Genomic DNA, 26,872 nt, shown 5'->3' with positions numbered 1-26,872 from the left:
AGCCCGGCGACCAGGATCGAAGTGCCCTGGACGTAGACGAAGAACTGGGAGAAGAAGAACGACGACCCCATCAGCGCGAACCCCACCACGACCATCGCCGTGTTGGACACCGTGAACAGCCGCTGCCTAAACAGCCGCAGCGACAGCATCGGCGTCGACACACGACCCTCGACCACGACGAAGACGGCGAGGAGCACCAGCCCGGCGGCGAAGCTCCCCAGGATCACCGGCGAGGTCCAGCCACGCGAACCACCCTCGATCAGCCCATAGGTCAGCGCCCCCACGCCCAGGACGGACAGGACCGTCCCCGGGATGTCGATCGCCGGCGCGCCGGGATTGCGGGACTCGCCCAGGATGCGCAGACCGGCCAGCAGCAGGACCGCCCCGATGGGCACGTTGACCAGGAATATGGCGGGCCAGCCGAAGGAGTCCACCAGAATGCCACCGGCCAGCGGGCCGGCGGCCAGGCCGATGCCGCTGAATCCGGCCCACAGCCCGATCGCCTTGACGCGTTCTCGCGGAACGGGATACGCGGCGGCGAGCAGGGCCAGCGAGGCGGGGCTCAGCGCCGCGGCCCCGATGCCCTGCGCCACCCGTCCGGTGATCAGCCAGCCGATCGAGGGCGCGACGGAGCAGAGCAAGGACGCGGCGGTGAACACCGCGACGCCCGCCAAGAACACCCGCTTGCGGCCGAAGCGGTCTGCGAAGACGCCGCCGGACAGCAGCAGCATGGCGACCAGCAGGACGTAGGCGTCGACGATCCATTGCAGACCGCTCAACTGGGTGTGTAACCGGTGCTGCATATCGGGCAGCGCCGCGCCGACGATCGTGCTGTCGAGCAGCACCATGAACTGACCCAGGCAGGCCACTGTGAGCAACGCCGCCCGGTTCGATCGGATGCCCGCCGATGATCCAGCCTTCGTCGCGTCTTCATGTGCGGTCAACGCCGTTCCCTCCTGTGATGTGAATGCTCCCGCACACCATAGTTCCATAATTCCGAACTATCGAACGGTCGGGTATCGTCGAGGCATGCGACCGCTACCCCAGCCCGCGCGCGAGGCGCTGACGCTCGCGCCAGTGCTGCACGCGCTCAGTGATCCGGTGCGCTTGGAGTTGGTACGGCGGGCCAGGGGCAATCCCGAGGCGACCTGTGCCGTTCTGGCCGACGGGTTGGATGTGCCGATGTCGACGCTGTCCAACCACTGGCGGGTTCTGCGGGAGGCCGGGCTGATCAGCATGACCGTCGACGGCCGGCACCGGCGGATCCGGCTGCGCGCCGACGATCTACGTGACCGCTTCCCTGGCCTGCTCGAACCGATCCTGCGCCTCGCCGCAGCCGAGTCGCCCGACAGCGGCCCGCTGTGAGGCTGGTGCTCAACCGCTGATCCCCGGTAGCCAGAGCAGGAAGGAGCACGATGGCGCGCGAGTGGGGTGTGCTCCCGCGGGCTACGGGCGGCAGGAGGATCGCCTGGGCGGCCGTGCCCGAGGAGGTGGCGGCGGGGATCGAGCGGCTGCTCGGTGACAGGGTGGTCGGCGCGGTCAGTCAGCCGGGCGGGTTCTCCGAGGGATTGGCCGCGCGTGTGCGTCTGGCGGGTGGCGGGGGCGCGTTCGTGAAGGCGGCGAGTACGTCGGCGGCGCCCTCGGTGGCGGCCTTCCACCGCAGGGAGATCGCGATCTCGCGGCGGCTTCCCCGGACGGTGCCGGTGCCACGGTTGCTGGACGCCTATGACGACGGTGACTGGGTCGCGCTGATATTCGAGGAGATTCCGGGACGGCTGCCCGCCCAGCCGTGGCGGCATGCGGAACTCGAGCGGGTTCTGGCGGCTGTCACCGATCTGGTGCGGGCCTTGACTCCGTCACCGGTGGACGGGGCGTTCCTGGGTGGGCCGCGGCTGGGTGGCTGGGCGGCACTGGCGAAGGGCGCCGCCGGGGTCGAGAGCGCCGTCGTGCGGAGGATCGGTGCGCTTTCGCCGTGGGCGGCCGGCCGTCTCGACGAACTCGCCGCGCTGGAGGAGGGCGCCGCACCTGCTCTGGCTGGTCAGACGCTGCTGCACGGGGACCTGTATCCGTTCAACATCATGCTGAGCGCGGAGCGCGTCTTCGTCGTCGACTGGCCGCACGCGTGGGTCGGGGCCGGTCACTGCGACGTGGTGACGCTGCTGGCAAGCGTGTCGCTCAGCGGGATGGATCCGCAGGTGCTCGCCGAGGAGCATCCGCTGACCCGCGACCTCGATCCGGCTCAGATCGATGCGGTGCTGGCGATGCACTCCGGGTTTCTGCTCCGGATCGCCGCGTCGGCGGGAGCGGGGGCCGATCGCCACTTGGTGGACATGATGGTCGCGCTGGGGCTGGCCTCGCTGCGCTGGCTACGGGACCGTCAGTGAGACCCACCTGTGAAACCGTCCGTGAACGCCCCATGAAGGCGGCGCGGGAACCGGCGAAGGCCCCGCACCGCTGCGGGTGTGAGCGCCGTTCAATAGACTCTGACCATCATGGCCCTACAGATCTCGCCCAGCATCCTGTCCGCCGACTTCGCCAGGCTCGCCGATGAGGCCGCGGCCGTCACCAATGCCGACTGGCTGCACGTGGATGTCATGGACAACCACTTCGTGCCCAACCTGACCCTCGGGCTGCCCGTGGTCGAGGCGCTGCGCAAGGCGACCTCGATGCCGCTCGACTGCCACCTCATGATCGAGGACCCCGACCGCTGGGCGCCGCCCTACGCCGAGGCGGGCGCGGGCAGCGTCACGATCCACGTGGAGGCGGCGAAGTCGCCGGTGCGCACGCTGCGCGAGATCCGGTCGCTCGGCGCGCGGGCGGCCATCGCGTTCAACCCGGCCACGGCGATCGAACCCTACGAGGACCTGCTGGGTGAGGTCGACATGCTCCTCCTGATGACGGTCGAGCCGGGGTTCGGGGGGCAGAAGTTCCTCGACATGGTGCTGCCCAAGATCCGCCGGGCCCGCGCCCTGATCGAGCGGCACGGCGGCCAGATCTGGCTCCAGGTGGACGGGGGCGTGGACGCTGACACCATCGAGCGCTGCGTGGTGGCCGGCGCGGACGTCTTCGTGGCGGGCAGCGCCGTCTATGGCGCCTCGGACCCGGCGGCGGCGGTCGACGCCCTCCGGTACCAGGCCGAACGAGCCCAGGCCGAACGGGTACAGGCCGAACGAGCCTAGGCCGGACGGGCCCAGGCCGACCGAGCTGTCGGCGGGGCGTAACGGCGCCCGGCCACCGTCCGGTCAGCGGCCGTCTTCTGGAGGCCCTAAGCCCCGGTCGGCGGGTGGCGGGTTCCCCATGCTTGCCGTACAAGAAAGACGGTTGTGAAAGACGTCCGGCCCGCCGCGAGAAGCACGGCGGGCCGGATGGTCGGTCAGAGCAGGATGATCACGCCAGAGCGGGGTCCAGCACCACGTCCTCGCCCTGAGTGGTGGGCGCCTCGGGGAAGTGGCAGGCGGTCAGGTGGCCCTCGCGGTTGCCCGACAGCCGCGTCAGCGGCGGCTCCTCCACCGCGCACTTCTCCTGCGCCTTCCAGCACCGCGTACGGAAGCGGCACCCCGACGGCGGGTTGAGCGGCGACGGGACGTCCCCCGCCAGCCGGATCCGCTGCCGCGCCGGCCCCTCCACGTCCGCGTCCGGCACCGCCGACAACAGCGCGTGCGTGTACGGATGGCGCGGCCGCTCATAGAGCGAGTCCCGGTCCGCGATCTCGACGATCTTCCCCAGGTACATGACCGCGACCCGCTGCGAGAAGTGCCGGACCACCGCCAGGTCGTGCGCGATGAACAGGAACGCGATCCCCATGTCCCGCTGCAGCTGCTGCAGCAGGTTGATCACCTGAGCCTGGATCGACACGTCCAGCGCGGACACCGGCTCGTCGGCCACGATCAGCCGGGGCTCCAGGGCGAGGGCCCTGGCGACGCCGATGCGCTGCCGCTGGCCGCCGGAGAACTCGTGCGGGAAGCGGTTGTAGTGCTCCGGGTTCAGGCCGACGATCTCCAGCAGCTCCCTGGCACGCGCCTCGCGGCCGCCGGGCGGGTTGATGTCGTTGATGTCCATCGGGCCGCGGATGATCGAGCCGACCGTGTGCCGCGGGTTCAGCGACGAGTACGGGTCCTGGAAGACCATCTGGATCTCGGGCCTGATCGGCTTGAGCTCGCGGCGGCCCGCGTGGCTGATGTCGCGGCCGTCATAGGTGATGCTGCCGGCGGTCGGCTCCAGCAGCCGGGCCGCCAGCCGTCCGGTCGTCGACTTGCCGCAGCCCGACTCGCCGACCAGGCCGAGCGTCTCGCCCGCGTGCACGGTCAGGTCGATGCCGTCCACCGCGTGCACCACGCCGACCTGGTGCTTGACCAGGAAGCCGCCTCTGACGGGGAAGTGCTTCACCACCCCGGACAGCTCCAGCAGCTTCTCCGTCACTTCGTCTCCTCAACTGGTCGCCGGCGCTGCTCCGCCTTCTGCTTGAGCGTCAGGTAGCACGCGTCGCCGTGGCCGTGTTCGGGCGCCAGCTCGGGCCGGTCACCGGCGCACACCTCCTTGCCCAGCAGCTTCATGTAGTCGCAGCGCGGGTGGAACGGGCAGCCGGACGGCAGGTTGATCAGGCTGGGCGGGGTGCCGCGCACCGGCTCCAGCGGCAGGTCCACCGGGCGGCGCAGGCTGGGCATCGAGCCCAGCAGCCCCCAGGTGTACGGATGGCGCGGCTCGCGCAGCACCTCGTGCATCGTGCCCCGCTCCACGGCCCGCCCGGCGTACATGACCAGCACGTCGTGCGCGGTGTTGGCCACCACGCCCAGGTCGTGGGTGATCAGCACGATCGCCGTGCCCGACTGCTCCTGCAGCTCGCTCAGCAGGTCGAGGATCTGCGCCTGGACGGTGACGTCCAGGGCGGTCGTCGGCTCGTCGGCGATCAGCAGCCCGGGGTCGCAGACCAGCGCCATGGCGATCATCGCGCGCTGGCGCATGCCCCCGGAGAACTGGTGCGGATAGTCGTCGACGCGGACCTTCGGCTGCGGGATGCCGACCCGGTCCAGCATCTCGATCGCCCGGTCCCGCGCGGACGAGCGGGAGACACCCCGGTGCTTGCGATAGACCTCGGCGATCTGCGCGCCGATCGTGTGGAACGGCGACAGCGACGTCAGCGGATCCTGGAAGATCATCGCGATCCGGTCGCCGCGCAGCCGCTCCATCGTGGACCTGGACGCGCCGATCAGCTCCTGGCCGTCGAAGGTGATGCTGCCGGAGATCTTCGCCGTCTCCGGGTTGTGCAGGCCGAGCACGGCCAGGTTCGTCACCGACTTGCCTGAGCCCGACTCTCCCACGATGCCGAGCGTGGTCCCCTGCTCCACCTGGAACGAGAGCCGGTCCACCGCGTGGACCACGCCGTCCTCGGTGTGGAAGTCGACGGTGAGCTCGTTGACCTCAAGGAACATCAGCTCAGCCTCACGCGGGGATCGATGACGGCGTACAGGGCGTCGACGACGATGTTCATCACCACGATCGCGCCCGCCGCCACCAGGACGGTGGCCATCAGGGTGGGCAGGTCGGAGTTGTCGACCGCGCGGACCGACAGGCGGCCGATCCCCTGCAGCCCGAACGTGGTCTCGGTGATGATCGCGCCGCCGATGAGCTGGCCCAGGTCCACGCCGAAGATGGTGATGATCGGGGTCAGCGTGCCGCGCAGGGCGAAGCGCAGCACCACGCTCCTGCCGGACATGCCCTTGGCTCTGGCGGTCCGTACGTAGTCCTCGGCCAGGTTCTCCACCATCGTGGAGCGGGTCATCCTGGTGTAGTTGGCGGTGAAGATGATCGCCAGCACGATCCAGGGCAGGAGCAGCCCCCCGAACCAGCCGAGCGGATCCTGGGTGATCGGGATGTACTTGGGCTGCGGGAAGATGTGTGCCTGGTAGACGAAGAAGTACATGGCCAGCGTGCCGACGAAGTAGATCTGCATCGAGGCGCCGACCAGCGACGAGATGCTGGCGATCTTGTCGAGCGGCTTGCCCTGGCGCAGCGCGGCGAGGATGCCGGTGGCCACGCCGAATGTCAGGAAGATCACCGAGGCGCCGATCGTCAACGCGATGGTGACGGGCAGCCGGTCGATGATGGTCTCGAAGACCGGGGCGCGGTTGACGAAGGAGTAGCCGAGACAGGGCGCGGGGCAGGTGCCGAGGCCCTCGTAGTTCCGGCCGAAGAAGATCCCCCCGAGCCACGACACGAACTGCACCACGACCGGCTGGTCGAGGCCCAGGTTGTGCCTGGCCTGCGCCAGCGTCTCCGGCGGGCAGACCTTGCCGCACGCCAGGCGCGCCGGGTCGGCGGGGATCACGAAGAACAGGAAGAAGGTCACCCCCGAGATGATCACGAGGATGACCGCGGCGCCGATGACGCGGCGGGTCAGGAATCGAAGCACGAGATCTCCAAAAGAGCGCTCCGGGCGCCGCGACGGCGCCCGGAGCGGCGGTGCTACTGCTTCACGAAGATGGTGTTCGGCGAGACGATCCACTGCTGCGGGTCGATCTCGGCGCCGCCCACCTTGGAGCCGTGCAGCATGGTGGCGATCCGGTTCTCGGCCACGACCACCGGGGTGATCGTCTCCTGGATCTGCTTGTCGAGGTTCATCCAGGCTTCGTTGGCCGCGTTGATGTCCGGGTTCTCCGAGATCTTCTTCATCTCGGCCGTGATCGTCGGGTCGTTGAGGTGGCTCATGTTCTGGCCGCCGTCGGAGATCGGGCCGAAGATGACCGGCATCACGGTGGAGCCGGACGGCCAGTCGGCGCCCCAGCCGCCCCAGTACAGGTCGAACTCGTTCTTCGTCTGGCTGATCGAGTCGTAGTACGTCTTACGGTCCAGCGACTTGGCCACGACCTTGATCCCGGCCTTCTCCAGGGCGTTCTTGATCACCAGGGTGACCGGCTCCTGGGTGGGGAGGTTGTTGTAGGCGTAGACGATGGTCGGGTGGGGGTTGCTCGACTCGGCCAGCAGCTGCTTGGCCTTCTCGATGTCGCCCTCGGGCTTGGCCGTCTTCCCGAACAGGTCGTACGGCTTGTAGCCGACCGTGGTGTTCTCGTTGAGGATCGTCGTCGGCAGCGCCACGGCCTGCGGGCCGCCCAGGGCCTGCTGGATCTGCTTGGCCGGCCAGGCGTAGTTGATCGCCTGGCGGATCTTCTGGTCCTTCACCCGGTCGAGGTTGAAGTAGTAGTAGTTGCCGTACGGCGAGGGGCTGATCAGGCGGCGGTCGGCCAGGCTCGCGTCGCCCAGCACCTGCTGCAGCCGCTCGGCCGGGGTGTTGGCGTAGAAGGTGAACGCCGTCTGGTCGGGGCCCGCGTCGGCCACGAACCGGTCGGTGATCTGAGTGGCCTCCTGGCCGAACTCCATCTTCCACACGTCCGGGTACGCGCCGCGGATCGGGTCGGTGTTCGCGTCCCAGTTGGGGTTGCGGGCCAGCTCGAGCGACTTGTCGACGACGTGCGACTTGATGATGTACGGACCGGAGGAGACGGGCTCCTTGTCGTACTTCTCCTTGGTGTCCTTGGCCTTGGGCACGATGTTGTAGCCCGCCATGGCGAAGGCGTAGCCGGCGTCGGCGTGCGGGGCCTTGAACTTGAAGACGATGGTCTTGTCGTCAGGGGTCTCGATGTTGTCGAGTTCCTTGCCGCCGTACGGACCCGGGTAGGCCTTCTTGTAGTCCGTGTCGGTGAGCCACTGCTGAACGTACTGCGGCCCGAAGGTGATGAAGGGGGCGAACATCCGCTCGACGGACCACTTCACGTCGCCGGAGGTGATCGGGCTGCCGTCCTGCCACTTCACCCCGTCCTTCAGGGTGAACGTCCAGGTCTTGCCGCCGTCGGACGGCGTGCCCGCGTCGGTGGCCAGGTCGCCGACCAGCTTGTAGTCGCCCTTGGCGATCCGCTTGTAACCGGTGAGGCCGCGGCTGATGAGCAGGGCGAAGTTCGCCTCGGTGTTGACGTAGATCTGGGCCGGGTCGAAGTGGGAGAAGTCGTCCCGGTCGATCATGGTGACGGTGCCACCCTTGACGACGCCCTCCGGCGGGATGGCGGGGCCCTTGGAGTCCGCCGCGGTGCCCAGGGTGATCGTCGGGGGCTTGTAGGCCGCCGCCGGCGCAGACGAGGCGCCCGCGCTCGCGGGGGCGCTCGACGGAGCGCCCGCGTTGCCCGGCGCGCAGGCGCCGACCAACGCCAGCGAGGCCGCCGCGACAACCGCGAGAGCCGACCGTTTGCGGTGATTCATTTCTCTCCTCTAGCGCTTGATCTTGGGGTCGAAGGCGTCGCGGACCGAGTCACCGAGCAGGTTGAAGGCGATGACGAAGATCAGCAGTGCGACGCCGGGGAAGATGAGATAGGTGATGTCGTTCTGGTAGACCTGCGTGGCCCGCAGGAACATCCGGCCCCAGTCGGGGACCTGCTCGCCCATCCCGACCCCCAGGAAGGACAGCGCCGCCTCGGCTGTGACCAGGGCGGGCAGCAGCAGCGTCGACTGGATGAGGATCGGGGTCCACAGGTTGGGCAGCAGTTCCTTGAACACGATCCTGGCGGGGGAGGCGCCGGTGACCTTGGCGGCCTCCACGAACTCGCGTTCGCGCATCGACAGCACCTGGCCGCGCAGCAGCCTGGCCAGCCCGGCCCAGCCGAAGACGGTGAGCAGGATGGTCAGCGTGACCGCCCGCAGCCACACCGGGGTCTCCTCGTTGGAGGGCACCAGCAGCTGGTCCACCACCGGGGTGAACGCGATGATGAACAGGACCTGCGGGAACGACAGCATCAGGTCGATGATCCGGCCGATGAAGAAGTCGGTCTTGCCGCCGGCGTACCCGGCGATGATGCCGACCACGATGCCGATCAGGGTGGTGAGGATCGTCGCCACCACCGCGATCAGCAGCGAGGTCCTGATCCCGTAGACGAGCTGCATGAACACGTCACGGCCCAGGTTGGGCTCGATGCCGAACCAGAACTCCGAGCTGATCCCGCCGTTGGGCGCCATCGCGTAGCCGAAGTCGTTGAGCAGGCCGGGCCGGTCCTGGCCGTACAGGGTGTACGGGTCCTTGCCGTACACCATGGAGATGACGGGCGCGAGGATGGCGACCAGGAAGAAGAAGATCACGATCGCGGCGGAGATGACCCCGGTGCGGTCCCGCCGGAAGCGCAGCCACATGAGCTGGCCGGGCGAGCGGCCCACCGCCTCCGGTGCTTCGGTCACGGACGTCGCGTCGATCTCTGGTGCGGTGGACGTCGGTGTGGTCATCTAACAGGACTCCCAAGGAACATGCCAGAACGGGAAGTTTCAGGCCATATGGCACATTTGCAGGCCTGATCGGCTGGGGGCAATGCTTCGCCAAGGTTTGATTATTTTGTTGTGAAATATCGATGCGGTCGTGCCTTCTATGCCGTTGACCTGGCCATGTGTGCGATGTCATGATCTATCATGGTCACGCTTCGTTAATCACGGAATCAAGGCATAAACAAGATGATGCTGTGACATGAAGAAGGCGTTACATGGGTAACTGTCCGCTTATGGAGGACCATGGGCTCTTCGGGCCCGAATCGGTGACCTGGCGGGTGATGGGCGAGCCGATCCTGCTGGTCGGCGGACTGCGGGCGCTCCTGATGCAGGGGCTGCACCCCAAGGCGATGCGCGGCGTGCTGCAGAACTCCTCTCTGATGGACCCGAACGAGGCGTGGTCGCGTTTCACCCGGACCACGGAATTCGTCCGCGTCCGCACGTACGGGACGCACGAGGAGGTCGAGCGGGCCGGCCGCCGGGTCCGCAGGATCCACGCCAAGCTGACCGCGTGTGATCCGGACACGGGTGAGCGTTTCCACCTCGACGATCCGGACGCGCTGCGCTGGGTGCACGTGGGGGAGGTCGACTCCTACCTGTCGGTGGCGCGCCGGGGCGGCGTCAAGCTGACGGACGCCGAGGCGGACACCTTCGTGGCGGAATGGCGGCGGGCCGCCGAGGTCGTCGGCCTCGACCCGGACTCCGTCCCCGGCACCGTGGGCGAGTTGCGGGACTACATCGAGGGGGAACGTCCCGGTCTGCGATTCGTCCCCGAGGCGGCGCACCCGCTCCGCCTGTCGCTCACCGCGCCGCTCCCGCTGCTGCTCACCCCGCTCAAGCCGGTCCTGCCGGGAGTGACGCTGCTGGCGTTCGCGACGCTCCCGCGCTGGGCGAGGCGGCTGTACGGCCTGCCCGCCACCCCGGTCGGCGACCTGTGGGCGACGACCACGCTGAAGGCGCTGCACACCGGGCTGGGGCTGATCCCGGCGCAGGTCCGCTACAGCCCGGCCGCCCGTCTCGCCCGCCGCCTCATGGCGGCCTGACCTCCCGCCTTTCCACCATCCGGCCTGCCGCCACCCCATCGCCCATCGTCGGCCGTCCCGTCGCGTGGCGGTTGACCAAGCGAGCGCTTGTTTGGCATAGTGGGGGGTGGTCGCATGCGCTTTTGTCGGCATGGCAGACTGGTGTGAGAAGAGAGCTAGCGTGCTCCGGGGTCGGTGAAATTCCGAACCGGCGGTTACAGTCCGCGACCCGGCCGATGCCATCGGCCGGTTGACTCGGTGAAATTCCGGGACCGACGGTTAAAGTCCGGATGGGAGGAAGCGCGCGGGTGTCCGGCCTTGAGCCGGGCGCCACTGTGGTGCGTACGCGCACCGCCATACCCCCCGGGGCCCGCCGTGGCTTGGAGCTACTGGCGAGTAGGAGGCCCGGGGTGGAGACACCCGCTCAGGACCCCGCGGATTCGGCGCGGGCCGCCCGCGAGGCGCATGCCCTCACGGACGCCGCACACACCCATGCTGTCACGGACATCGCGCACATGGCGCGCGCCGTCGAGCTGGCCGCGTGCGGCCGGGGCGCCACCAGCCCGAACCCCGTCGTCGGCTGCGTGGTGCTCGACGCCTCGGGGAACGTCGCCGGTGAGGGCTTCCACGCCTACGCCGGCGGCCCGCACGCCGAGGTCGTCGCGCTGCGCGAGGCGGGGGAGCGGGCCCGCGGCGGCACCGCGTACGTGACGCTCGAACCCTGCGACCACACCGGCCGGACCGGACCCTGCAGCCTGGCGCTGCTCGGCGCGGGCATCGCGCGGGTGGTGGTGGCGGTCGCCGATCCCACCCCCAAGGCCGCCGGAGGCGCCGCGCGGTTGCGCGCGCACGGGGTCGTCGTGGAGTCCGGGCTGCTGGCCGAGGAGGGCGAGCGGGTCAACGCCGAGTGGCTCACGTACGCCCGGCTCGGCAGGCCGTACGTGACCTGGAAGTTCGCCGCCACCCTCGACGGCAGGTCGGCCGCCCCCGACGGCACCAGCCAGTGGATCACCTCCCCCGAGGCCCGGGCCGACGTCCACCGGCTGCGCGCCGAGTCCGGCGCGATCATCGCCGGCATCGGCACGGTCCTTGCCGACGACCCCCACCTCACCGCCCGCCCGAGCCGCCCGGCCGACGCGAGCGATCCGACCGGCCCGGCCGACGTGCGCGATCCGGCCAGCTCGGCCGACGCGAGCCGTCCGACGAGCCAGGACCGCGGAGCCCGGCCCGCCGTACGCGTGCCGCTGCGGGTGGTGGTCGACTCCGAGGCGCGTACCCCGCCCGGCGCCAGGGTGCTGGACGGCGCGGCGCCCACGCTCGTCGCGGTCGCCGACGACGTCGAGACCCGCCTCAAGGCCGACCTGATCCGGCTGCCGCGCCACGACGGCGGCCTCGACCTGCGCGCCCTCCTGCGCGAGCTGGCCGCGCGCGAGGTCGTCAGCGTGTTCCTGGAAGGCGGTCCGACGCTCGCGGGCGCGTTCCTGCGCCAGGGCCTGATCGACCGTGTCATCGCCTACCTCGCCCCGGCCCTCCTGGGCGCCGGCCCGGCCGCGCTCGGCGACGCGGGCGTGGCGACCATCGCCGCCACCCACCGGCTGGCCTTCGACGACGTTTCCCCCATCGGACCGGACCTGCGGCTGACCGCGCGGCCGGTGCCGGCACCACCACGCAAGGAGAGTTGATGTTCACCGGAATCATCGAGGAAAAGGGCGAGGTCGTGGCCGTCGAGGCGGTGGGCGACTCGGCGCGGCTGTCCGTCCGCGGCCCGATCGTCACCTCCGACGCGCGCCACGGTGACTCGATCGCCGTCAACGGCGTCTGCCTGACGGTCGTGGACGTCCAGGACGACGTGTTCACCGTGGACGTGATCAAGGAGTCACTCGACCGCAGTTCGCTCGGCGCCCTTGACGCGGGCTCCGCGGTGAACCTGGAGCGGGCCGTACGCGCCGACCAGCGTCTCGGCGGCCACATCGTGCAGGGCCACGTCGACGGCACTGCCGTACTGCGCTCCCGGGAACCCGGCGCGAACTGGGACAACCTTCGCTTCTCTCTCCCCGAATCCCTCGCCCGTTACGTGGCGGAAAAGGGTTCGATCGCCATCGACGGAATCAGCCTGACGGTCACCACGGTTGACGACGACAGCTTCGGCGTGAGTCTCATCCCCACCACGTTGAAGCTGACCACGATGGGCGAGCGCGAAGTGGGCGACATGGTGAACATCGAGGTCGACGTGATCGCGAAGTACGTGGAAAGGCTGGTGGGCAAGCAGTGAACTGGGCCAACGCCGGATTCGAGGTATTCGGCACGCACGTCCTCTGGACGGACCTCATCGGTAACATCGCCGCGCTGAGCACCGTTCTGCTGGCGATACGCAAGTCGGTGTGGACGTGGCCGGTGCAGCTCACCGGCTCGGTGCTGCTGTTCATCGCCTCGATCAACGCGGGCATCACCGGCAACGCTCTCAAGCAGGCGATGTTCGGGGCGCTGGCCGTCTACGGCTGGTGGGCGTGGCGGCGCGGCACGGAGGGCGGCAAGCAGCTGACCGTACGCCCGGCCACGGCGCGCGAGCGGACCGCCTACATCGCCGTGATGGCGCTGGGCACCGTCCTCGTCGGCGTGCTGTTCTTCGTCACCCACCTGTCGTGGGGAGCCAGCGTGCCGCTGCCGAAGGGCGCCTTCCTGGTGGCCGCCGACGCCTACATCTTCGTCGGCAGCGCGGTCGCCACCTGGGCGCAGGGCAAGGCGCTGGTCGACTTCTGGATCATCTGGGTGGCCGTCGACCTGGTCGGCGTGCCGCTGGCCTTCAGCTCGGGGCTGGTCGTCTCCGGCGCCGTGTACGGGGTGTTCTTCGTGCTCGTGCTGGTCGGCTTCGTGAAATGGCTCAGGGAGTACCAGAGTGCTCCCGCGGACCTGGCGGTGGCGTCATGACCGAGACCATCCTCGACCCGGTCGAACGGGCGATCGACGACATCCGCAACGGCAGGCCCGTCCTGGTCGTCGACGACGAGAACCGGGAGAACGAGGGCGACATCATCTTCGCCGCCTCCAAGGCCACTCCCGAACTGCTCACGTTCACCATCCGGCACACCAGCGGCGTCATCTGCGTGCCCATGGAGGGCAAGGAGCTGGACCGGCTGGGCCTGCCCCTCATGGTGTTCCAGAACCGGGAGCGGCTGCGCACCGCGTACACGATCAGCGTCGACGCCCGGGACGGCGTGAGCACCGGCATCTCCGCCGCCGACCGCGCCAAGACGATCCGTACGCTCGCCGACTCCGCCACCGAACCCTACGAGCTGGTCCGGCCGGGCCACATCTTCCCGCTGCGCTACCACGAGGGCGGCGTGCTGAGCCGGCGCGGCCATACCGAGGCGGCCGTCGACCTGGCCAGGCTCGCCGGGCTCAGCCCCGCGGGCGTCCTGGCCGAGGTCGTCAACGACGACGGCACCATGGCCCGGCTGCCCGAGCTGCGGACCTTCGCCGACGAGCACGATCTGGCGCTCATCTCCATCGAGCAGCTGGTCGACTACCGGCGCAGGACCGAGAGCATGGTCACCAGGGTCGCCGAGACGAACGTGCCCAACACGTACGGGATGTGGCGGGCCTACGGCTACGCCAGCGCGCTCGACGGCGGCGAGCACATCGCGCTCGTCTACGGCGACCTGTCCGGCGACTCGGCGGGCGAGAACATCCTGGTCCGAGCCCACTCCGAATGCCTGACCGGCGACGTGTTCGGCTCGCTGCGCTGCGACTGCGGCGTGCAGCTCGATCACGCCATGTCCGCGATCGCGCAGGAGGGCCGCGGCGTCGTGGTCTACCTGCGCGGCCACGAGGGCCGGGGGATCGGCCTGCTGGCCAAGCTCAGGGCGTACAGCCTCCAGGACGCCGGCAGCGACACCGTCGACGCGAACATCGAGCTGGGCCTGCCGGTCGACGCCCGCGAGTTCTCCAACGCCGCGCAGATCCTGGCCGACCTCGGCGTCAAGTCCGTGCGGCTGCTCACCAACAACCCGGCCAAGCTCAAGGGCATGGACGGCTACGGCATCAAGGTGCTCGGCCGCGAGCCCATGCCGGTGGCGATGAACCCCCACAACGAGCGCTACCTGAAGGCCAAGCGCGACCGCCTCGGCCACGACATCTCGGAGGCTTCATGAGCGGGGAAGGACGTCCCGCGGTAGCCGCGGCACCGGACGCCGCGGGACTGACGGTGGGCGTGGTGGCCGCCGGCTGGCACGCCAAGATCACCGACCAGCTCCTCGCCCGCGCCCTGCAGGCGTGCGAGGACAGCGGCGCCACGGCCACCGTCGTACGGGTGCCCGGCTCGCTGGAGATCCCGGTCATCGCCCAGGCGCTGGCCCGCCGCTGCGACGCGGTGGTGGCGCTGGGCGCGGTCATCAAGGGCGAGACCGCGCATTTCGCGTACGTCTGCGACTCGGTGACCGCCGGCCTGACCCGGATCTCGCTCGACGAGGAGACCCCGGTCGGCAACGGCGTGCTCACCTGCGAGACGCTCGACCAGGCACTCGACCGCTCGGGCCTGCCGGGCAGCAAGGAGGACAAGGGTTATGAGTCGGCCATCGCCGCACTGGAGACCGCCCTCCTCCTGAAGACCCTCCACTGACCTGCGATAGGTTTCCGTTCGTGTCCGAGCCGATGTCTCCTCCGCCGCTGCCCGTCACCTGGCGTCCCCGCCGGGGGAGAATCGTCGCGTACGGCTCCGCGACGCTGATCGTCCTCGGCTCGGTGGTGATGGCCGTCCTCATCGCCGAGCCGTTCCAGCTGGTGGACCGGATCGGGCTCGTGCTGTTCGGCTGCCTGGTGGCCTTCGTCCTGCACCTGCTGGGCCGGGTGCGGGTCGAGGCCGACGAGACGGGCCTGACGATCGTCAACGCCATCCGTACACACCGCTACAGCTGGCCGGAGGTCCTGGACGTGACCCTGCTGGTCGGCGAGCCCTGGCCCAAGCTGGACTTCTCCGACGGCCGCACCATCGGCGCGATGGGCATCCAGGGCTCGGAGAAGGCCCGCGCCCGCCGCGCCACGGCCGAGCTGGCCGCCCTGATCCACGAGCGGGGAGAGGCGAAGGGCGGAGAGGACGCGCAGGAGGGCTAGGCGCGGGATGCTCGTGTGGACCGAGCGGCGCGTAGCCTGAAGGCGTGCTGCGGCGGACAATCACGGCAATGGACATCCAGTCTCCGGACAAGCTCATCGAGCTGCTCGACCGGCACGCCTACCTGGCCGACGAGGGACTGGCCACGGCCGCGTTCCTGGCGCTCAGGATGGGCCGCCCGCTGTTCCTCGAAGGGGAGGCGGGGGTCGGGAAGACCGAGCTGGCCAAGACCCTGGCCACCCTGCTGGAGGCGCCGCTGATCCGGTTGCAGTGCTATGAGGGGCTCGACGCCGCCCAGGCGCTGTACGACTGGGACTTCGCCCGCCAGCTGCTCCACCTCAAGGCCGCCGAGGCGGCCGGGATCACCGACGTGGGCCGCCTCGAAGGCGAGATCTACGACCGCCGGTTCCTGATCGCCAGGCCGCTGCTCAAGGCCGTCGAGACGCAGCCCAGCGTGCTGCTCGTGGACGAGATCGACCGGGCCGACGACGAGTTCGAGGCGTTCCTGCTGGAAGTGCTGTCGGACTTCACGATCTCCATCCCCGAGCTGGGCACGGTCAGCGCCAAGACGCCGCCGGTCGTGGTCGTCACCTCCAACCGGACCCGTGAGGTGCACGACGCGCTCAAGCGCCGCTGCCTCTACCACTGGCTGGAGCACCCGGACTTCGACAGGGAGGTGGCGATCCTGCTGCGCCGCCTGCCCGACTGCACCGAGACGCTGGCCGTACAGGTGGCTCAGGCGGCGGCGCGGCTGCGGCAGGCCGGGCTGGTCAAGCCGCCGGGCGTGGCCGAGACGCTCGACTGGACCGAGGCGCTGCTCACGCTGGGCGCCAAGGAGCTCGACCCCGGCCGCGCCGCGGCCACGCTGGGTGCCGCGCTGAAGTACCGCGAGGACGTCGAGAACGTCCTGGGCAACGGCCTCCTCCATGCGTGACCTGGCCGCGACCATGACAGGCTTCGCCAGGACGCTGCGCGCCGCCGGCGTCGCCGCCGACCACGAGCGCACCCGCAACCTGCTGCTGGCCCTCGACCACCTCGACGTGAGCGCGCCGGACGAGGTCTACTGGGCCGGCCGTTTCACGCTCTGCGCCACACCCGACGACCTACCGAGGTACGACCGCTGCTTCGCCGCCTACTTCGGCGGCCGGACCGCCAAGGTCAGCCGTACGAGCACCACGACCGTCACCCGGCACACCGCCGCCACCGAACAGGACGGGCAGGAGGGCGAGGCCGAGTCCGTGCCCGGCACCGCCAGCCGTACCGAGATCCTGCGCAACCGGGACGTGGCCCGGCTGACCGAGGCGGAGCGGGCGGAGGTGCACCGGCTGCTGTCGATGCTGCGCGGCCGGCGCGCGCAGCGGCGCTCGCGGCGGTTCGAGGCCGCGCACCGGGGCGTTCTGGACCAGCGGCGGACGATCCGTGACGCGCTCAGGAAGGGCGAGGTCGCGCGGTTGCGGCGCCGGCGGCACACCACCAGGCCGCGCCGCGTCGTGCTGCTCGTGGACGTCAGCGGCTCCATGGCCCCGTATGCCGAGACGCTGCTGCGCTTCGCGCACGCCCTGGTCAGGAGCGAGCCGCGGGCCACCAGGGTCTACTCGATCGGCACCAGGCTCACCCCGATCACCGCCGAGCTGCGCCACCGCGACCCCGGCACGGCACTGAACGAGGTGTCCAAGGCCGTGCCCGACTGGAGCGGCGGCACCAGGCTGGGCGAGGAGCTGAGGGAATACCTCACCCGCGCCGGCGCGAGAGGGGCGATCGTGGTGATCGCCTCGGACGGCTGGGAACGGGGCGACCCTGAACTCCTCGGCACGCAGATGGCCCGGCTGGCCAGGCAGGCGTACCGGGTCATCTGGGTCAACCCACACAAGGGGTACGCCGACTACCAGCCGCTGACCGGCGGCATGCGGGCCGCTCTGCCGTACCTGGACGATCTGGTGGCCGGCCACAGCCTGGCCGCCTTCGAAGAACTCAGTGAGAGGCTCGCCCATGCGTGACGTGCTCCCGGAGATCATCCGCTGGTGGAGGTCGGGGCTCAGGTTCGGGCTCGCCACGGTGGTGAGCACGTTCAGCAGCGCCCCCCGCGCGCCGGGCGCGGCCATGGCGGTGCGCGGCGACGAGGTGGTCGGCAGCGTCTCCGGCGGTTGCGTCGAGGGCGCGGTGTTCGAGCTGGCCACCGAGATCGACACGCCCATCCTGCAGAGGTACGGCGTGAGCGACGACGACGCCTTCGCCGTCGGGCTGACCTGCGGCGGCATCATCGACATCCTCGTCGAACCCATCTCGATCGAGACCTTCCCCCAGCTGGGCGACATCGCGGCGTCCGTGAACGCGCACGAACCCGTGGCGGTCGCCACGATCGTCTCCGGCCCCGGGCGGATGGGCGCCCGGCGCGTCATCTGGCCGGACCGCTCCTCGGGCACGCTCGGCGTGGACCGCCTCGACGCGGCCGTCGACGACGACGCCCGCGGCATGCTGGCCCAGGGCGCGACGGGCATCAGGCACTACGGCGGGCAGGGCGAGCGGCGGCTGGACGACCTCGCGGTGTTCGTGCAGTCGTTCGCGCCGCCGCCGCGGATGCTGGTGTTCGGCGCGATCGACTTCGCCGCGGCGGTGGCGCGGGTGGGCAAGTTCCTGGGCTATCACGTGACCGTCTGCGACGCGCGGCCCGTCTTCGCCACCCCCAAGCGCTTCCCGGACGCGGACGAGGTGGTGGTCAAGTGGCCGCACGACTACCTGGCCTCGGTGCAGGTGGACGAGCGCACGGTCATCTGCGTGCTCACCCACGACCCCAAGTTCGACGTGCCGCTGCTGGAGGTGGCGCTGCGCACCGGCGCGGGCTACATCGGCGCCATGGGCTCCCGGCGCACCCACGACGACCGGCTGGCCCGACTGCGGGAGGCGGGCCTGACCGAGGACGAGCTGGCCCGGCTGAGGTCGCCCATCGGCCTCGACCTGGGCGCCCGGACCCCTGAGGAGACGGCGGTGTCGATCGCCGCCGAGCTGATCCAGCTCCGCTGGGGCGGTTCGGGTCGGCCGCTGACCCACACCGAGGGGCGCATCCACCAGGAGACGCCATGAGAGCCTCCCGGGTGGCCGGGCTGCTGCTCGCCGCCGGACAGGGCGCCCGGCTGGGCACGCCGAAGGCGCTGGTTGAGTACGAGGGCGAACGGCTCGTGGACCGGGGCGTGCGGCTGCTGGAGGACGGCGGCTGCCATCCGGTGGTGGTCGTGCTCGGGGCGGCGACCGTACAGGTGCGCAGGGCGGTCACCGTGCGCAACCCGGACTGGGCGACGGGCATGGGCTCGTCCCTGAGGGTGGGGCTGGCCGCGCTGCCCGAGGAGGCCGAGTCGGTGGTCATCGCGCTGGTGGACCAGCCGTTCATCGGGCCCGGGGCGGTACACGCCCTCGTCGACGCGGGTGCCGAGGTGGCCGTGGCGACCTACGGCGGCCGGCGCCGCAACCCCGTGCTGATCGCCCGCCGCCACTTCGCCGGCGTCGCCGCGCTGGCCGTGGGGGACGTGGGGGCCAGACCGTTCCTGAAGGCGCATCCCGAGCTGGTCACCGAGGTGCCGTGCGACGGCCTGGGCGACCCGGCCGACATCGACACCCCTGAGGACCTGGCGCTGCTGGAGACCTGACCCCGGACGTTCGCCGGGGTTCGTCACGCGACCGTCTCGACCCCTGTGACGATCCGTGGCGGCTGGTGTCCCTCTAGAGGCGGAGTGACGCGACCGCTGCCCGGTGGTCGCTGCCCGTCGCCGGGGCCACCCCCGCCTTGGTCGCCGTCATCCCCTTGAACAGGATGTGGTCCGGCCTGGTGATCGGGAACTCCGACGGCCAGGTGAACCCGAAGCCGTCGCCCGCCGTGAGCTGGGCGTCGGTCAGCGGCGGGGTGAGCCCCTGCATGCCCCGGTCGGTGGTGGCGGTGTTGAGGTCGCCGAGCAGCAGGATCCGCTTGCTCGGGTCGGCGTCGATGAGCTTGCGGGCAGAGGCCAGGGACTCGTCGCGCGAGGCGGTGTGGCCGGGGCGGGCGGAGGCCAGGTGCATGACGTACACGGTGACCTTGCCCTTGGGCGTGACCACCACGGCCCGCAGCGCGCGCGGCCAGCCCATGCCGACGTCGAGCGGCTTGGTCTCGGTGATCGGGTAGCGGCTCCACAGGCCGACCGTGCTCACCGGATAGTGGTACTTGAACATCTTGTTCAGCTGCTTGGCGGCCGGGCCGCCGCTGGTCAGCTCCTGGGCCGCCAGCAGGTCGAGGTCTTCGGCGATGCGGCGCACCGCCTCGCCCGAGGCGCTGTTGGTGACGCCCACGTTGACCGTGCCGACCGCCAGGTCGCTCTGGCCGCCGGGCGGGGTGCGCATCAGCGTGGAGCCGAACATGGACGCCCACACCACGCCGGGCACGAGCGCCGCGGCCGTGGCCAGCTTGGAGCGTGCCACGACGGCCGCCACGACCAGCATCGGCACGATCAGGCCGAACCAGGGCAGCAGGCTCTCCATCACCGGGGTGAACCCGCCGAGCACCGGGATCAGCTGATGCCCCGCCAGTCCCACGGCGAGCACGGCGGACACGGCGATGACGACGCGCTTCAGCATTCGACCCAGGCTAGCCGCTCGCTGACGGAGACGCGGCGCGCTAACCTGTTGCCGTCGCAACGGAACATCATTCGGTTCATCGGGAGCCCGGCATGCGCATCGGTATGGCACTGAACTACTCGGGCGGCTTCAAGGAGTCGGTCGCCGAGTTGGCCGACTACGAGAAGGCGGGTCTCGACATCGTCTTCGTCGCCGAGGCCTACAGCTTCGACGCCGTCAGCCAGATGGGCTACATCGCGGCCAAGACCGAGCGGCTGGAGATCGCCTCCGGGATCCTGCCGATCTACTCGCGCACCCCGGCGCTGCTGGCGATGACCGCCGCGGGCCTGGACTACGTCTCCGACGGGCGCTTCACGCTGGGCCTCGGCGCCTCGGGGCCGCAGGTGATCGAGGGCTTCCACGGCGTGCCGTACACCGCGCCGCTGGGCCGTACGAGGGAGATCATCGAGATCTGCCGCCAGGTGTGGCGGCGTGAGCGGCTGGAGTACGAGGGCAAGCACTACACGCTGCCGCTGCCGCCCGGCCAGGGGACCGGGCTCGGCAAGCCGCTGAAGATCATCAACCATCCGGTACGCCCCCGCGTCCCTATCGTGATCGCGGCCATCGGCCCCAAGAACGTCGAGCTGGCCGCGGAGCTCGCCGAGGGCTGGGAGCCGATCTTCTACGTACCCGAGAAGGCCGCCGACGTGTGGGGCCCGTCGCTGGCCGCCGGGCGGGCCAAGCGGCAGGACGGGCTCGGCGAGCTGGACGTGATCGCGCAGGCGTCGCTGGCGATCGGCGACGACGTGGCGGGGCTGCTGGAGTTCGGTCGGCCGATGGCGGCGCTGTACATCGGTGGCATGGGCGCCAAGGGCCGCAACTTCTACAACGACCTCGCGCGGCGCTACGGCTACGAGAAGGAGGCCGAGGCGATCCAGGAGCTGTACCTCGACGGGAAGAAGGAGGAGGCGGCGGCGCTGGTGCCGCACGAGCTGCTGGAGAGCATGTCGCTCATCGGGAGCGACGGGTTCGTCCGGGACCGGGTGGCGGCGATGAAGGAGTCCGGGGTGACGACGCTCAACATCGCGCCGTTCGGGGCGACGCACGAGGACCGGGTGAAGCTGATCGAGCGGATCAAGGAGATCGCCTCCTGATTCCCGCTGGGCGACCGAAGCACTCCCGGGATCCGATAGTCTTTCTCTTGCGACGCGGGGTGGAGCAGTTCGGTAGCTCGCTGGGCTCATAACCCAGAGGTCGTAGGTTCAAATCCTGCCCCCGCTACGATGACGCCCGCTCTCCTCTGGGAGGGCGGGCGTTCTTCATGTGTGATGGCAAGCGCTCTCCTGGGCGAATCAATGCGCATCGCACCGGCGGAGACGTCATGCTGGTGCGGGTGCCCAAGGGCGCCATCCCTCCATGCCGGAAGGTGCATGAGTCATGACAGGCAGCCCTCAGCGGGGCGCTTTCCTCAAAGAGCACATGAACGCCGTGCTGGCGATGGTCACCGTCGCTCTGGAAGCACGGGAGAGCGGCGACACCAGTGACCCCATCGGCCTGCAGGTGATCGGCCGGGTCATCAACGAGGTTCCGCGGGAGGTCGCCGCGATGGCCTCCCTGCATCTCATCCTCCTGCTCGTACGGCACCTCGCGCGGGTGCAGGGACGACCCGTGGACGAGGTGTGGCAAGAACTCGCGCTGATCTACGCCGAGGACTGGCCCGAGGACGATGCGCCCCGGGCGTGACGCGCCCGTCGCTCGGTCTCTTCGTCATGAGACGTCTCGGTGACCCGGCGGGTTGACAGTGGCGGCGCCCTGTCCTGATCGCCGCTTTGGGGCGGCAGAGGCTCGTGGGGGCCTAGGGTGGGTCGAAATTGCCGTTTCTGTAGTTATTGGCGGAAATAATGTCCGACGCGACGCCGTCCTTGGTCGCCGGCCGATATCGGCTTGATGAGCTCATCGGCAGCGGGCCGACGGGCCAGGTGTGGCGCGGCTACGACCAGCGCGCCGACTGGACCGTGGCCGTGAAGGTGCTGGACACCGGGGCGGCCACGCCCGAGGTGCTCCGGCAGCATGCCCAGGCCGTGGCCCGGGTGATCCATCCGAACGTGGCCATGGTGCTCGACGTGGGTGACCACGAGGGGGCGCCGTTCCTGGTGATGGAGTTCCTCACCGGGGAGAGCATCGGCGAGGAGGTGGCCGGGCAGGGGCCGCTGCCCATCACCGAGGTCTGCGACCTCGTCGGGCAGGCGGCCGCGGGACTGGAGGCGGCGCACCGGGCCGGGGTGGTGCACGGCCAGATCGGGCCCGACAGCTTCCGGCGGGCCGGGAGCGGGGTGCTCAAGGTCGTGGGGTTCGGGCTGGCCGACCAGGTGTCCTCGGACGACGGCGTACTGTATCGGGCGCCCGAGGTGATCGGCGGACGCGCCGGGGAGGCCGCCGCCGACCTGTACGCGCTCGGGTGCGTCTGTTACGAGGCGCTGTGCGGCCGCCCGCCGTTCGAAGGCACGCCGGACGAGGTCGGCGACCGGCACCTGCACGCCGAGCCCGAGCCGCCGAGCCGCCACCGGGCGGAGGTGCCGGGCGAGCTGGACCGGCTGGTGCTGGCCATGCTCGCCAAGGACCCCGCCGCACGCCCGGCCGGCGGTGAGACGGTACGCCGAGCGCTGGCCGCCATCGCCCGCCCACCCCGCACCCAGCCCGGCCCGGCCACGGGGCCGCACCCCGGTCAGGCCGCGCCCCCCACGGCACCTCAGGGCGCTCCACATCAGGGCGGTGCACCCCAGCCCGGTCAGGCCACCTCCCACCCGGGCGGCGTTCCGCAGACCGGCCAGATCTTCACCCGGCCGGGTGCTGGTGACACTCACGCCATGCCCGCCGGGGCGTTTCACGACAGTGATGGCCCGCGCAAGGGGGACACGGCGATCTATGACGCGCCGCCGCCCCCGCCGCCGTCCAACCGCCGCCTGTTCGTGCAGCTGGGCGCGGCCTTGGCCGTGATCGCGGTTGTCACCGTGGGCCTGGTCCTGTGGGCGGGCTCGCGCGGCGAACCCGAAGCCGGTCCGACGCCCTCGGCGACGCCCATCACCACCACGTCGACCCCGGAGCCGACGGAGACCCCCGAACCGTCCACGTCCATCGCGCCCCTCCCGACCGATCCAGGCCCTACCCCGAACCCCAAGGGCACGCTGGCCAACAGCGTCCCGCCCGGGGGGTGGGTGAAGTGGCTGGGCGAGTTCGACAAGTCGGTGACGGCTCAGGAGACCATCGGCGACATCGAGCCCCGCGCCGCGCGGAAGGCCCACGAGAAGATCAGGAAGGCCGGCCGGAAGTTCCTGGAGAACCACGACGACTCGGCGCTCGACCAGATCACGGGCGTCATGCGCGAGCTCCGCAAGGGCCAGGAGAAGGGCGACGTACCCACCTCGGGACCCCTCAACGACTTCCTCGACAACTGGAAGCCCTGACCCGGACACCCGGTCCGGCGCCCGCTGTGACGCCCGTCCTCCGCCCGTGCGGAGGCCCGGTCCGACACTCGCGCACAGGCCCGGTCCGGCGCCCGCGCAGTGACCCGAACCCGAGGGCGAGTGGTCCGAGGGCCGCTCGGACCGGGCCCCACGGGATCGCCCGGACACCGGGTAGCCGTTCTTCTGTTCCTCCGAAGGGGGCATCCCTCCTGAGGGACGCCCGCCACGACGGACGGTCTTCTTCCGCCCCCCGGAGGGGCATCCCTCCAAAGGGACCTCAGCCACCACGGACCGTCACACGGATTGAGACGGTCGTGGGACGAGACCCCCGGGGACCCATCGGGGTCATCACCCTCAGCGCGACATCAGCGAAAGCGCGTACACCCCGATGGCCGCGAAGTCGTCCGCCGGCTCCGACGCCTGCCAGGACCGGACGTCGTCCACGAACCGGCTGCCCCGCCCGGTGAACGGCGCGTAGCGGTCCACCCCGTCCGACGGGCAGGGCACCATCCCTTCCAGGTGCCCGCCCAGCCCGTCGTGGAACAGTGACGCGTCGTTCGGCCCGTTCACCACGGCCCCCGTCGCGGGCTTCCGGGTGATGTCGGAGATCTGGTAATGCGGGCACCGGATCGCGTTCTCGCCCGCCCCGGCGACGAACGACACGCCCCAGGCGTTGGCGCCGAAGACCCAGCCGCGCTGCCACGTCCCGAAGGCGTCGTAGGTTCGGTCCCCGCTCACCGACTCGTACAGCCGCGACGTCGCCGCCAGCCCGAACGCGTGCGGCACCGCGTCGAACTCCGCGTACGCGACCCCCGCCCGGAACGGATCCTTGGCGGCCCGCGCGGAACCGATCTCCAGCTGCGCCCGCAGATCGTCCACCAGCCGCTGTTCGGAGATCGCCAGCCCGTCGGAGATCTTCTGCTGACCGCCCGAGGCGATCAGCGCCGGCTGCCCGTCCGGGCCCATCACCTGGTCGGCCCGCACCGGGCTGGCGGCGTCCGCCTGCCGGATCGCCTTGACCAGGTCGGTGTGGGCGAGCGCGCTCACGTCGTACAGGTTGAAGGTGTCGTCACCGGCCTCGTGCTCCAGGTACTGGCCGGCCCAGCGTGCCGCCTGCTCCAGCCAGCCCGCGGCCCGGTCGTCGCCGAGCCGCAGCGCCGCCAGCGCCAGCTCGGCGCCGCCCAGCTCCATGTCGTCGCGCCAGGCGCTCTCCGGGTAGAAGGCGTGCGGCAGCGACGTGACGAGCTGCCCCACCTTCTCCGTCTTGGCCATCGCGTAGACCGCCGCCGCCTTGCCCAGCAGCGCCGTCGCCCGCTCCCGGGAGGTCTCCAGCTGCGCGGCCAGCGCGAAGGCCGCCGCGGTACGGCCGGCCAGGTTGGGGCTGATCGGCTTGCCGGGGGCGGCCGCGCGGAAGACCGGCCGGTGGCGCAGGTAGCGCTGCTTCGCGGAGTCGTCGGACTCGGGCAGCCGCCAGACGTCGTGGTCGCCGACGTAGGTGGCGTCCTTGTCGCCCGCGCCGATGCCGACCTGGATGTAGAGCGTCTTGGAAGCGCCGTCCCACATTTTGTCTAGATATTTCAGGCCGTGGGTGGCTTCGCGATTGAGACGCTGGTCGGGTCCGCCGTCCCGAGCCGAGGCCCAGAGCAGGGTGTCGACATAAGCCAGGATGTGGGTGAACTTGAGATAGTCGCCCGCGTCGAACCAGCCACCCTCGACGTTCACCGGCCCGCCGATTTTGCGCAGGCCGCCCTTGATCTCGTCGGTGTCCGGCCCGGTGAACACGGGCCAGTCGTAGACCGAGGCGGCTTTGTCGTTGGCGTGCCTGCGGCCGCCGTCCCGCTGTCCCTCGAAGAAGGTGAGGATCTTCGAGGTGGGCGAGGCGGGGGAGATCTGGAAGGCGGGGGAGGTGATCGTGCCGGACTTGATCCGGTAGCGGCCGGGGTCCTTCAGGGATGTGAGATCCAGGCCGTACACGTGCTCGTACGTGCCGTTCCACGAGCCCAGGTCGCGGCCCGCCGTACCCCTGAGCACCTCGCGCCCGTCGGCGCGGACGACGCTGAAGCGCGCGCCCGCGGACCGCGCGCGGGTCATCAGGAAGGCGTGCTTGGACTCCGTGGGCGCGAAGCCCACTTGATCGACCCGGATATGGCCGGGTGGCGGCGGCGCGGCCGCGGCCGGGACACTCCCCATGGTCAGAACGGTCAAGGCGACAGCTAAGGCGTACCTCATCATGGGGCGCTCCATGGAATTATGAGAACAGCGTTCGGCACGGTATTCGCGTGTGACAGGGGAGGTCAATAGTGGCGCGAGGGTTAATACACGTACATTGACGAAATGACCGTCAATTACCCGGAACGCCGGGCGCGGGTCGCGGAAATGCTGCCCGCGCGCGAGGTCGACGCGATCCTCGTCACCTCGGGCGTCAACGTGCGCTACCTCACCGGGCTGGAGAGCTCGAACGCCGCGGTGCTCGTCAAGGCCGACGGCTCCGCGCTGCTGGTGACCGACAACCGCTACATCGAGAAGACGCGCGGGCTGGACGTGGCGGCCGTCGAGGCGTCCGACGTGGCGGCCCGGCTGGCCGCGCCCGGCATCGGGATCGAGGCGGCGAGCATGAGCGTGGCGACGTTCAACCGGCTGAGCAGCCTGCTGGAGAGCGGGCCCGTGCCGCTGGAGCCGCTCGTGGAGGTGCTGCGGGCGGTCAAGGACGACGACGAGCTCGAACTCCTCCGTACGGCCTGCGCGATCAGCGATCAGGCCCTCGCCGACGTGATGGGCAACGTCGGCCCCGGCGTCACCGAGCGCGACGTCGCCCGGCTGCTCGAGGCCCGCATGATCGAGCTGGGCGCCGACGGACCGGCCTTCGCCACCATCGTCGCGGCGGGCGAGAACGGCGCCATCCCGCACCACGCGCCCACCGGCAGGGAGCTGCGCACCGGCGACCTGGTCACCGTCGACTTCGGCGCCTGTTACCAGGGCTACCACGCCGACATGACGCGTACGGTCGCCCTGGGCGGCCCGGCCGCCTGGCAGCGGGAGATCTACGACCTGGTCGCCGAGGCGCAGCGCGCGGGCAGCGAGGCGCTGGCGCCGGGCGCGACGGCCAAGGAAGTGGACACGGCCGCCCGCTCGGTCATCGAGGCGGCGGGTCACGGCGGCCACTTCAGGCACGGGCTCGGTCACGGCGTCGGACTGGAGATCCACGAGGACCCGTTCCTGGGCCCGTCGAGGACCGGTAGACTTGAGGATCGAGTTCCTGTCACCGTCGAGCCGGGGATCTATCTCCCGGGCCGGGGCGGTGTTCGCATCGAGGACACCCTTGTGACACGCACGGGCGGGCCGGAACTCCTCACGAAGACGACCAAGGAGCTGCTCGTCCTTTGAGCGGCCACACGCGGGAGATT

The 26,872-nt window shown here is 70.4% G+C and carries 26 protein-coding genes, 1 tRNA gene and 1 riboswitch; of the genes, 19 read left to right on the top strand and 8 right to left on the bottom strand.

Features of this window, described 5'->3' with window-relative positions:
* Positions 1-944 (bottom strand): MFS transporter (locus LDL49_RS16030; protein ID WP_225291825.1); only part of this gene is annotated, 944 nt, incomplete at its 3' end.
* An 85-nt stretch (positions 945-1,029) separates the two neighbouring features.
* On the opposite strand from LDL49_RS16030, the gene LDL49_RS16025 reads away from it, so the two are divergent.
* The 3 genes from LDL49_RS16025 (at position 1,030) to rpe (ending at position 3,179) form a co-directional block, all read left to right on the top strand.
* On the top strand, positions 1,030-1,365 hold the full coding sequence (locus LDL49_RS16025; RefSeq protein WP_225291824.1) for an ArsR/SmtB family transcription factor: 336 nt from the start codon (positions 1,030-1,032) through the stop codon (positions 1,363-1,365).
* A 50-nt stretch (positions 1,366-1,415) separates the two neighbouring features.
* Positions 1,416-2,384, top strand: coding sequence for a phosphotransferase family protein (locus LDL49_RS16020; protein WP_225291823.1), 969 nt, complete (start codon positions 1,416-1,418; stop codon positions 2,382-2,384).
* Positions 2,385-2,492: 108 nt separating this feature from the next.
* Positions 2,493-3,179 (top strand): ribulose-phosphate 3-epimerase, encoded by a 687-nt coding sequence (gene rpe / locus LDL49_RS16015; protein ID WP_225291822.1) that lies wholly within the window; start codon positions 2,493-2,495, stop codon positions 3,177-3,179.
* A 208-nt stretch (positions 3,180-3,387) separates the two neighbouring features.
* Here rpe and LDL49_RS16010 read toward each other — a convergent pair whose 3' ends face one another.
* Genes LDL49_RS16010 through LDL49_RS15990 form a run of 5 tightly spaced genes read right to left on the bottom strand, consistent with a single transcriptional unit; the run spans position 3,388 to position 9,258 of the window.
* Positions 3,388-4,419 carry an ABC transporter ATP-binding protein gene (locus tag LDL49_RS16010; RefSeq protein ID WP_225291821.1) on the bottom strand — a complete coding sequence of 344 codons (1,032 nt, stop codon included), beginning with the start codon at positions 4,417-4,419 and terminating at the stop codon, positions 3,388-3,390.
* Positions 4,416-5,429, bottom strand: a complete 1,014-nt coding sequence (locus tag LDL49_RS16005; RefSeq protein ID WP_225291820.1) for an ABC transporter ATP-binding protein — start codon at positions 5,427-5,429, stop codon at positions 4,416-4,418. Before LDL49_RS16005 ends, LDL49_RS16010 begins: the two co-directional genes overlap by 4 nt.
* Positions 5,429-6,409 (bottom strand): ABC transporter permease, encoded by a 981-nt coding sequence (locus LDL49_RS16000; RefSeq protein ID WP_225291819.1) that lies wholly within the window; start codon positions 6,407-6,409, stop codon positions 5,429-5,431. Before LDL49_RS16000 ends, LDL49_RS16005 begins: the two co-directional genes overlap by 1 nt.
* 53 nt (positions 6,410-6,462) lie before the next feature.
* Positions 6,463-8,247: an ABC transporter substrate-binding protein gene (locus tag LDL49_RS15995; protein WP_225291818.1), complete on the bottom strand. Its 1,785-nt coding sequence runs from the start codon at positions 8,245-8,247 to the stop codon at positions 6,463-6,465.
* Positions 8,248-8,256: 9 nt separating this feature from the next.
* A complete protein-coding gene (locus LDL49_RS15990) occupies positions 8,257-9,258 on the bottom strand; it encodes an ABC transporter permease (protein WP_225291817.1) in 1,002 nt (333 codons plus the stop codon).
* Between the two features lie 251 nt (positions 9,259-9,509).
* Here LDL49_RS15990 and LDL49_RS15985 point away from each other — a divergent pair, with 251 nt between their 5' ends.
* From LDL49_RS15985 to LDL49_RS15935, 11 genes are all read left to right on the top strand, one after another.
* The gene (locus LDL49_RS15985; protein WP_225291816.1) at positions 9,510-10,337 is read left to right on the top strand and encodes an oxygenase MpaB family protein; all 828 of its coding nucleotides are present in this window, start codon (positions 9,510-9,512) and stop codon (positions 10,335-10,337) included.
* 156 nt (positions 10,338-10,493) lie between these two features.
* Positions 10,494-10,624: riboswitch (FMN riboswitch) on the top strand.
* A 102-nt stretch (positions 10,625-10,726) separates the two neighbouring features.
* Positions 10,727-11,998, top strand: a complete 1,272-nt coding sequence (gene ribD, locus LDL49_RS15980; RefSeq protein WP_225291815.1) for a bifunctional diaminohydroxyphosphoribosylaminopyrimidine deaminase/5-amino-6-(5-phosphoribosylamino)uracil reductase RibD — start codon at positions 10,727-10,729, stop codon at positions 11,996-11,998.
* Positions 11,998-12,588: a riboflavin synthase gene (locus tag LDL49_RS15975; protein WP_225291814.1), complete on the top strand. Its 591-nt coding sequence runs from the start codon at positions 11,998-12,000 to the stop codon at positions 12,586-12,588. The genes ribD and LDL49_RS15975 overlap by 1 nt, the downstream gene beginning before the upstream one ends.
* The gene (locus LDL49_RS15970) at positions 12,585-13,244 is read left to right on the top strand and encodes a nicotinamide mononucleotide transporter family protein (RefSeq protein WP_225291813.1); all 660 of its coding nucleotides are present in this window, start codon (positions 12,585-12,587) and stop codon (positions 13,242-13,244) included. The genes LDL49_RS15975 and LDL49_RS15970 overlap by 4 nt, the downstream gene beginning before the upstream one ends.
* Positions 13,241-14,467 carry a bifunctional 3,4-dihydroxy-2-butanone-4-phosphate synthase/GTP cyclohydrolase II gene (locus tag LDL49_RS15965; RefSeq protein ID WP_263655054.1) on the top strand — a complete coding sequence of 409 codons (1,227 nt, stop codon included), beginning with the start codon at positions 13,241-13,243 and terminating at the stop codon, positions 14,465-14,467. Before LDL49_RS15970 ends, LDL49_RS15965 begins: the two co-directional genes overlap by 4 nt.
* Complete coding sequence (gene ribH / locus LDL49_RS15960; protein ID WP_225291812.1) at positions 14,464-14,934, top strand: 6,7-dimethyl-8-ribityllumazine synthase; 471 nt, start codon at positions 14,464-14,466, stop codon at positions 14,932-14,934. The genes LDL49_RS15965 and ribH overlap by 4 nt, the downstream gene beginning before the upstream one ends.
* Positions 14,935-14,954: 20 nt before the next feature.
* Complete coding sequence (locus tag LDL49_RS15955; protein WP_225291811.1) at positions 14,955-15,425, top strand: PH domain-containing protein; 471 nt, start codon at positions 14,955-14,957, stop codon at positions 15,423-15,425.
* A 68-nt stretch (positions 15,426-15,493) separates the two neighbouring features.
* Entirely contained in the window at positions 15,494-16,357 is an 864-nt protein-coding gene (locus LDL49_RS15950; protein WP_225291810.1) for an AAA family ATPase, read from the top strand.
* The gene (locus tag LDL49_RS15945) at positions 16,350-17,420 is read left to right on the top strand and encodes a vWA domain-containing protein (RefSeq protein ID WP_225291809.1); all 1,071 of its coding nucleotides are present in this window, start codon (positions 16,350-16,352) and stop codon (positions 17,418-17,420) included. Before LDL49_RS15950 ends, LDL49_RS15945 begins: the two co-directional genes overlap by 8 nt.
* Positions 17,413-18,504: an XdhC family protein gene (locus LDL49_RS15940; protein ID WP_225291808.1), complete on the top strand. Its 1,092-nt coding sequence runs from the start codon at positions 17,413-17,415 to the stop codon at positions 18,502-18,504. The genes LDL49_RS15945 and LDL49_RS15940 overlap by 8 nt, the downstream gene beginning before the upstream one ends.
* Positions 18,501-19,064 carry a nucleotidyltransferase family protein gene (locus LDL49_RS15935; protein ID WP_225291807.1) on the top strand — a complete coding sequence of 188 codons (564 nt, stop codon included), beginning with the start codon at positions 18,501-18,503 and terminating at the stop codon, positions 19,062-19,064. The genes LDL49_RS15940 and LDL49_RS15935 overlap by 4 nt, the downstream gene beginning before the upstream one ends.
* A 73-nt stretch (positions 19,065-19,137) precedes the next feature.
* Here the strand turns inward: LDL49_RS15935 and LDL49_RS15930 are convergent, their stop codons facing one another.
* Positions 19,138-20,025 carry an endonuclease/exonuclease/phosphatase family protein gene (locus LDL49_RS15930; RefSeq protein WP_225291806.1) on the bottom strand — a complete coding sequence of 296 codons (888 nt, stop codon included), beginning with the start codon at positions 20,023-20,025 and terminating at the stop codon, positions 19,138-19,140.
* A 92-nt stretch (positions 20,026-20,117) separates the two neighbouring features.
* Between LDL49_RS15930 and LDL49_RS15925 the strand changes: the two genes are divergently transcribed.
* The 4 genes from LDL49_RS15925 to LDL49_RS15910 all read left to right on the top strand — a co-directional run bounded on the left by LDL49_RS15925 (position 20,118) and on the right by LDL49_RS15910 (position 23,468).
* Positions 20,118-21,158 carry an LLM class F420-dependent oxidoreductase gene (locus LDL49_RS15925; protein ID WP_225291805.1) on the top strand — a complete coding sequence of 347 codons (1,041 nt, stop codon included), beginning with the start codon at positions 20,118-20,120 and terminating at the stop codon, positions 21,156-21,158.
* A 53-nt stretch (positions 21,159-21,211) separates the two neighbouring features.
* A tRNA-Met gene (locus tag LDL49_RS15920) sits at positions 21,212-21,285 on the top strand.
* A 156-nt stretch (positions 21,286-21,441) separates the two neighbouring features.
* Positions 21,442-21,747 (top strand): hypothetical protein, encoded by a 306-nt coding sequence (locus tag LDL49_RS15915; RefSeq protein WP_225291804.1) that lies wholly within the window; start codon positions 21,442-21,444, stop codon positions 21,745-21,747.
* Between the two features lie 158 nt (positions 21,748-21,905).
* Positions 21,906-23,468 (top strand): serine/threonine-protein kinase, encoded by a 1,563-nt coding sequence (locus LDL49_RS15910; RefSeq protein ID WP_225291803.1) that lies wholly within the window; start codon positions 21,906-21,908, stop codon positions 23,466-23,468.
* 354 nt (positions 23,469-23,822) lie between these two features.
* Here the strand turns inward: LDL49_RS15910 and LDL49_RS15905 are convergent, their stop codons facing one another.
* The gene (locus tag LDL49_RS15905) at positions 23,823-25,658 is read right to left on the bottom strand and encodes a glycoside hydrolase family 9 protein (protein ID WP_225291802.1); all 1,836 of its coding nucleotides are present in this window, start codon (positions 25,656-25,658) and stop codon (positions 23,823-23,825) included.
* A gap of 144 nt (positions 25,659-25,802) precedes the next feature.
* Here LDL49_RS15905 and LDL49_RS15900 point away from each other — a divergent pair, with 144 nt between their 5' ends.
* Entirely contained in the window at positions 25,803-26,852 is a 1,050-nt protein-coding gene (locus tag LDL49_RS15900) for a M24 family metallopeptidase (RefSeq protein ID WP_225291801.1), read from the top strand.
* Positions 26,853-26,872: the final 20 nt, after the last annotated feature.

The organism is Nonomuraea aurantiaca (assembly GCF_020215705.1).
GTDB classification, from domain to species: domain Bacteria; phylum Actinomycetota; class Actinomycetes; order Streptosporangiales; family Streptosporangiaceae; genus Nonomuraea; species Nonomuraea aurantiaca.
Note: the sequence above shows the minus strand (reverse complement) of the source record. Positions and strands in the feature narration are given on the sequence as shown.

Coding starts and splice junctions, on each gene's coding strand:
- LDL49_RS15930 (WP_225291806.1), bottom strand. CDS start 20,025: ATGCTGAAGCGCGTCGTCATCGCCGTGTCCGCCGTGCTCGCCGTGGGA.
- LDL49_RS16025 (WP_225291824.1), top strand. CDS start 1,030: ATGCGACCGCTACCCCAGCCCGCGCGCGAGGCGCTGACGCTCGCGCCA.
- LDL49_RS15985 (WP_225291816.1), top strand. CDS start 9,510: ATGGGTAACTGTCCGCTTATGGAGGACCATGGGCTCTTCGGGCCCGAA.
- LDL49_RS16020 (WP_225291823.1), top strand. CDS start 1,416: ATGGCGCGCGAGTGGGGTGTGCTCCCGCGGGCTACGGGCGGCAGGAGG.
- LDL49_RS15945 (WP_225291809.1), top strand. CDS start 16,350: ATGCGTGACCTGGCCGCGACCATGACAGGCTTCGCCAGGACGCTGCGC.
- LDL49_RS15950 (WP_225291810.1), top strand. CDS start 15,494: ATGGACATCCAGTCTCCGGACAAGCTCATCGAGCTGCTCGACCGGCAC.
- rpe (WP_225291822.1), top strand. CDS start 2,493: ATGGCCCTACAGATCTCGCCCAGCATCCTGTCCGCCGACTTCGCCAGG.
- LDL49_RS15925 (WP_225291805.1), top strand. CDS start 20,118: ATGCGCATCGGTATGGCACTGAACTACTCGGGCGGCTTCAAGGAGTCG.
- LDL49_RS15910 (WP_225291803.1), top strand. CDS start 21,906: ATGTCCGACGCGACGCCGTCCTTGGTCGCCGGCCGATATCGGCTTGAT.
- LDL49_RS15990 (WP_225291817.1), bottom strand. CDS start 9,258: ATGACCACACCGACGTCCACCGCACCAGAGATCGACGCGACGTCCGTG.
- LDL49_RS15900 (WP_225291801.1), top strand. CDS start 25,803: ATGACCGTCAATTACCCGGAACGCCGGGCGCGGGTCGCGGAAATGCTG.
- LDL49_RS15915 (WP_225291804.1), top strand. CDS start 21,442: ATGACAGGCAGCCCTCAGCGGGGCGCTTTCCTCAAAGAGCACATGAAC.
- LDL49_RS15965 (WP_263655054.1), top strand. CDS start 13,241: ATGACCGAGACCATCCTCGACCCGGTCGAACGGGCGATCGACGACATC.
- LDL49_RS16005 (WP_225291820.1), bottom strand. CDS start 5,429: ATGTTCCTTGAGGTCAACGAGCTCACCGTCGACTTCCACACCGAGGAC.
- LDL49_RS15935 (WP_225291807.1), top strand. CDS start 18,501: ATGAGAGCCTCCCGGGTGGCCGGGCTGCTGCTCGCCGCCGGACAGGGC.
- LDL49_RS15995 (WP_225291818.1), bottom strand. CDS start 8,247: ATGAATCACCGCAAACGGTCGGCTCTCGCGGTTGTCGCGGCGGCCTCG.
- LDL49_RS15940 (WP_225291808.1), top strand. CDS start 17,413: ATGCGTGACGTGCTCCCGGAGATCATCCGCTGGTGGAGGTCGGGGCTC.
- ribH (WP_225291812.1), top strand. CDS start 14,464: ATGAGCGGGGAAGGACGTCCCGCGGTAGCCGCGGCACCGGACGCCGCG.
- LDL49_RS15975 (WP_225291814.1), top strand. CDS start 11,998: ATGTTCACCGGAATCATCGAGGAAAAGGGCGAGGTCGTGGCCGTCGAG.
- LDL49_RS15905 (WP_225291802.1), bottom strand. CDS start 25,658: ATGGGGAGTGTCCCGGCCGCGGCCGCGCCGCCGCCACCCGGCCATATC.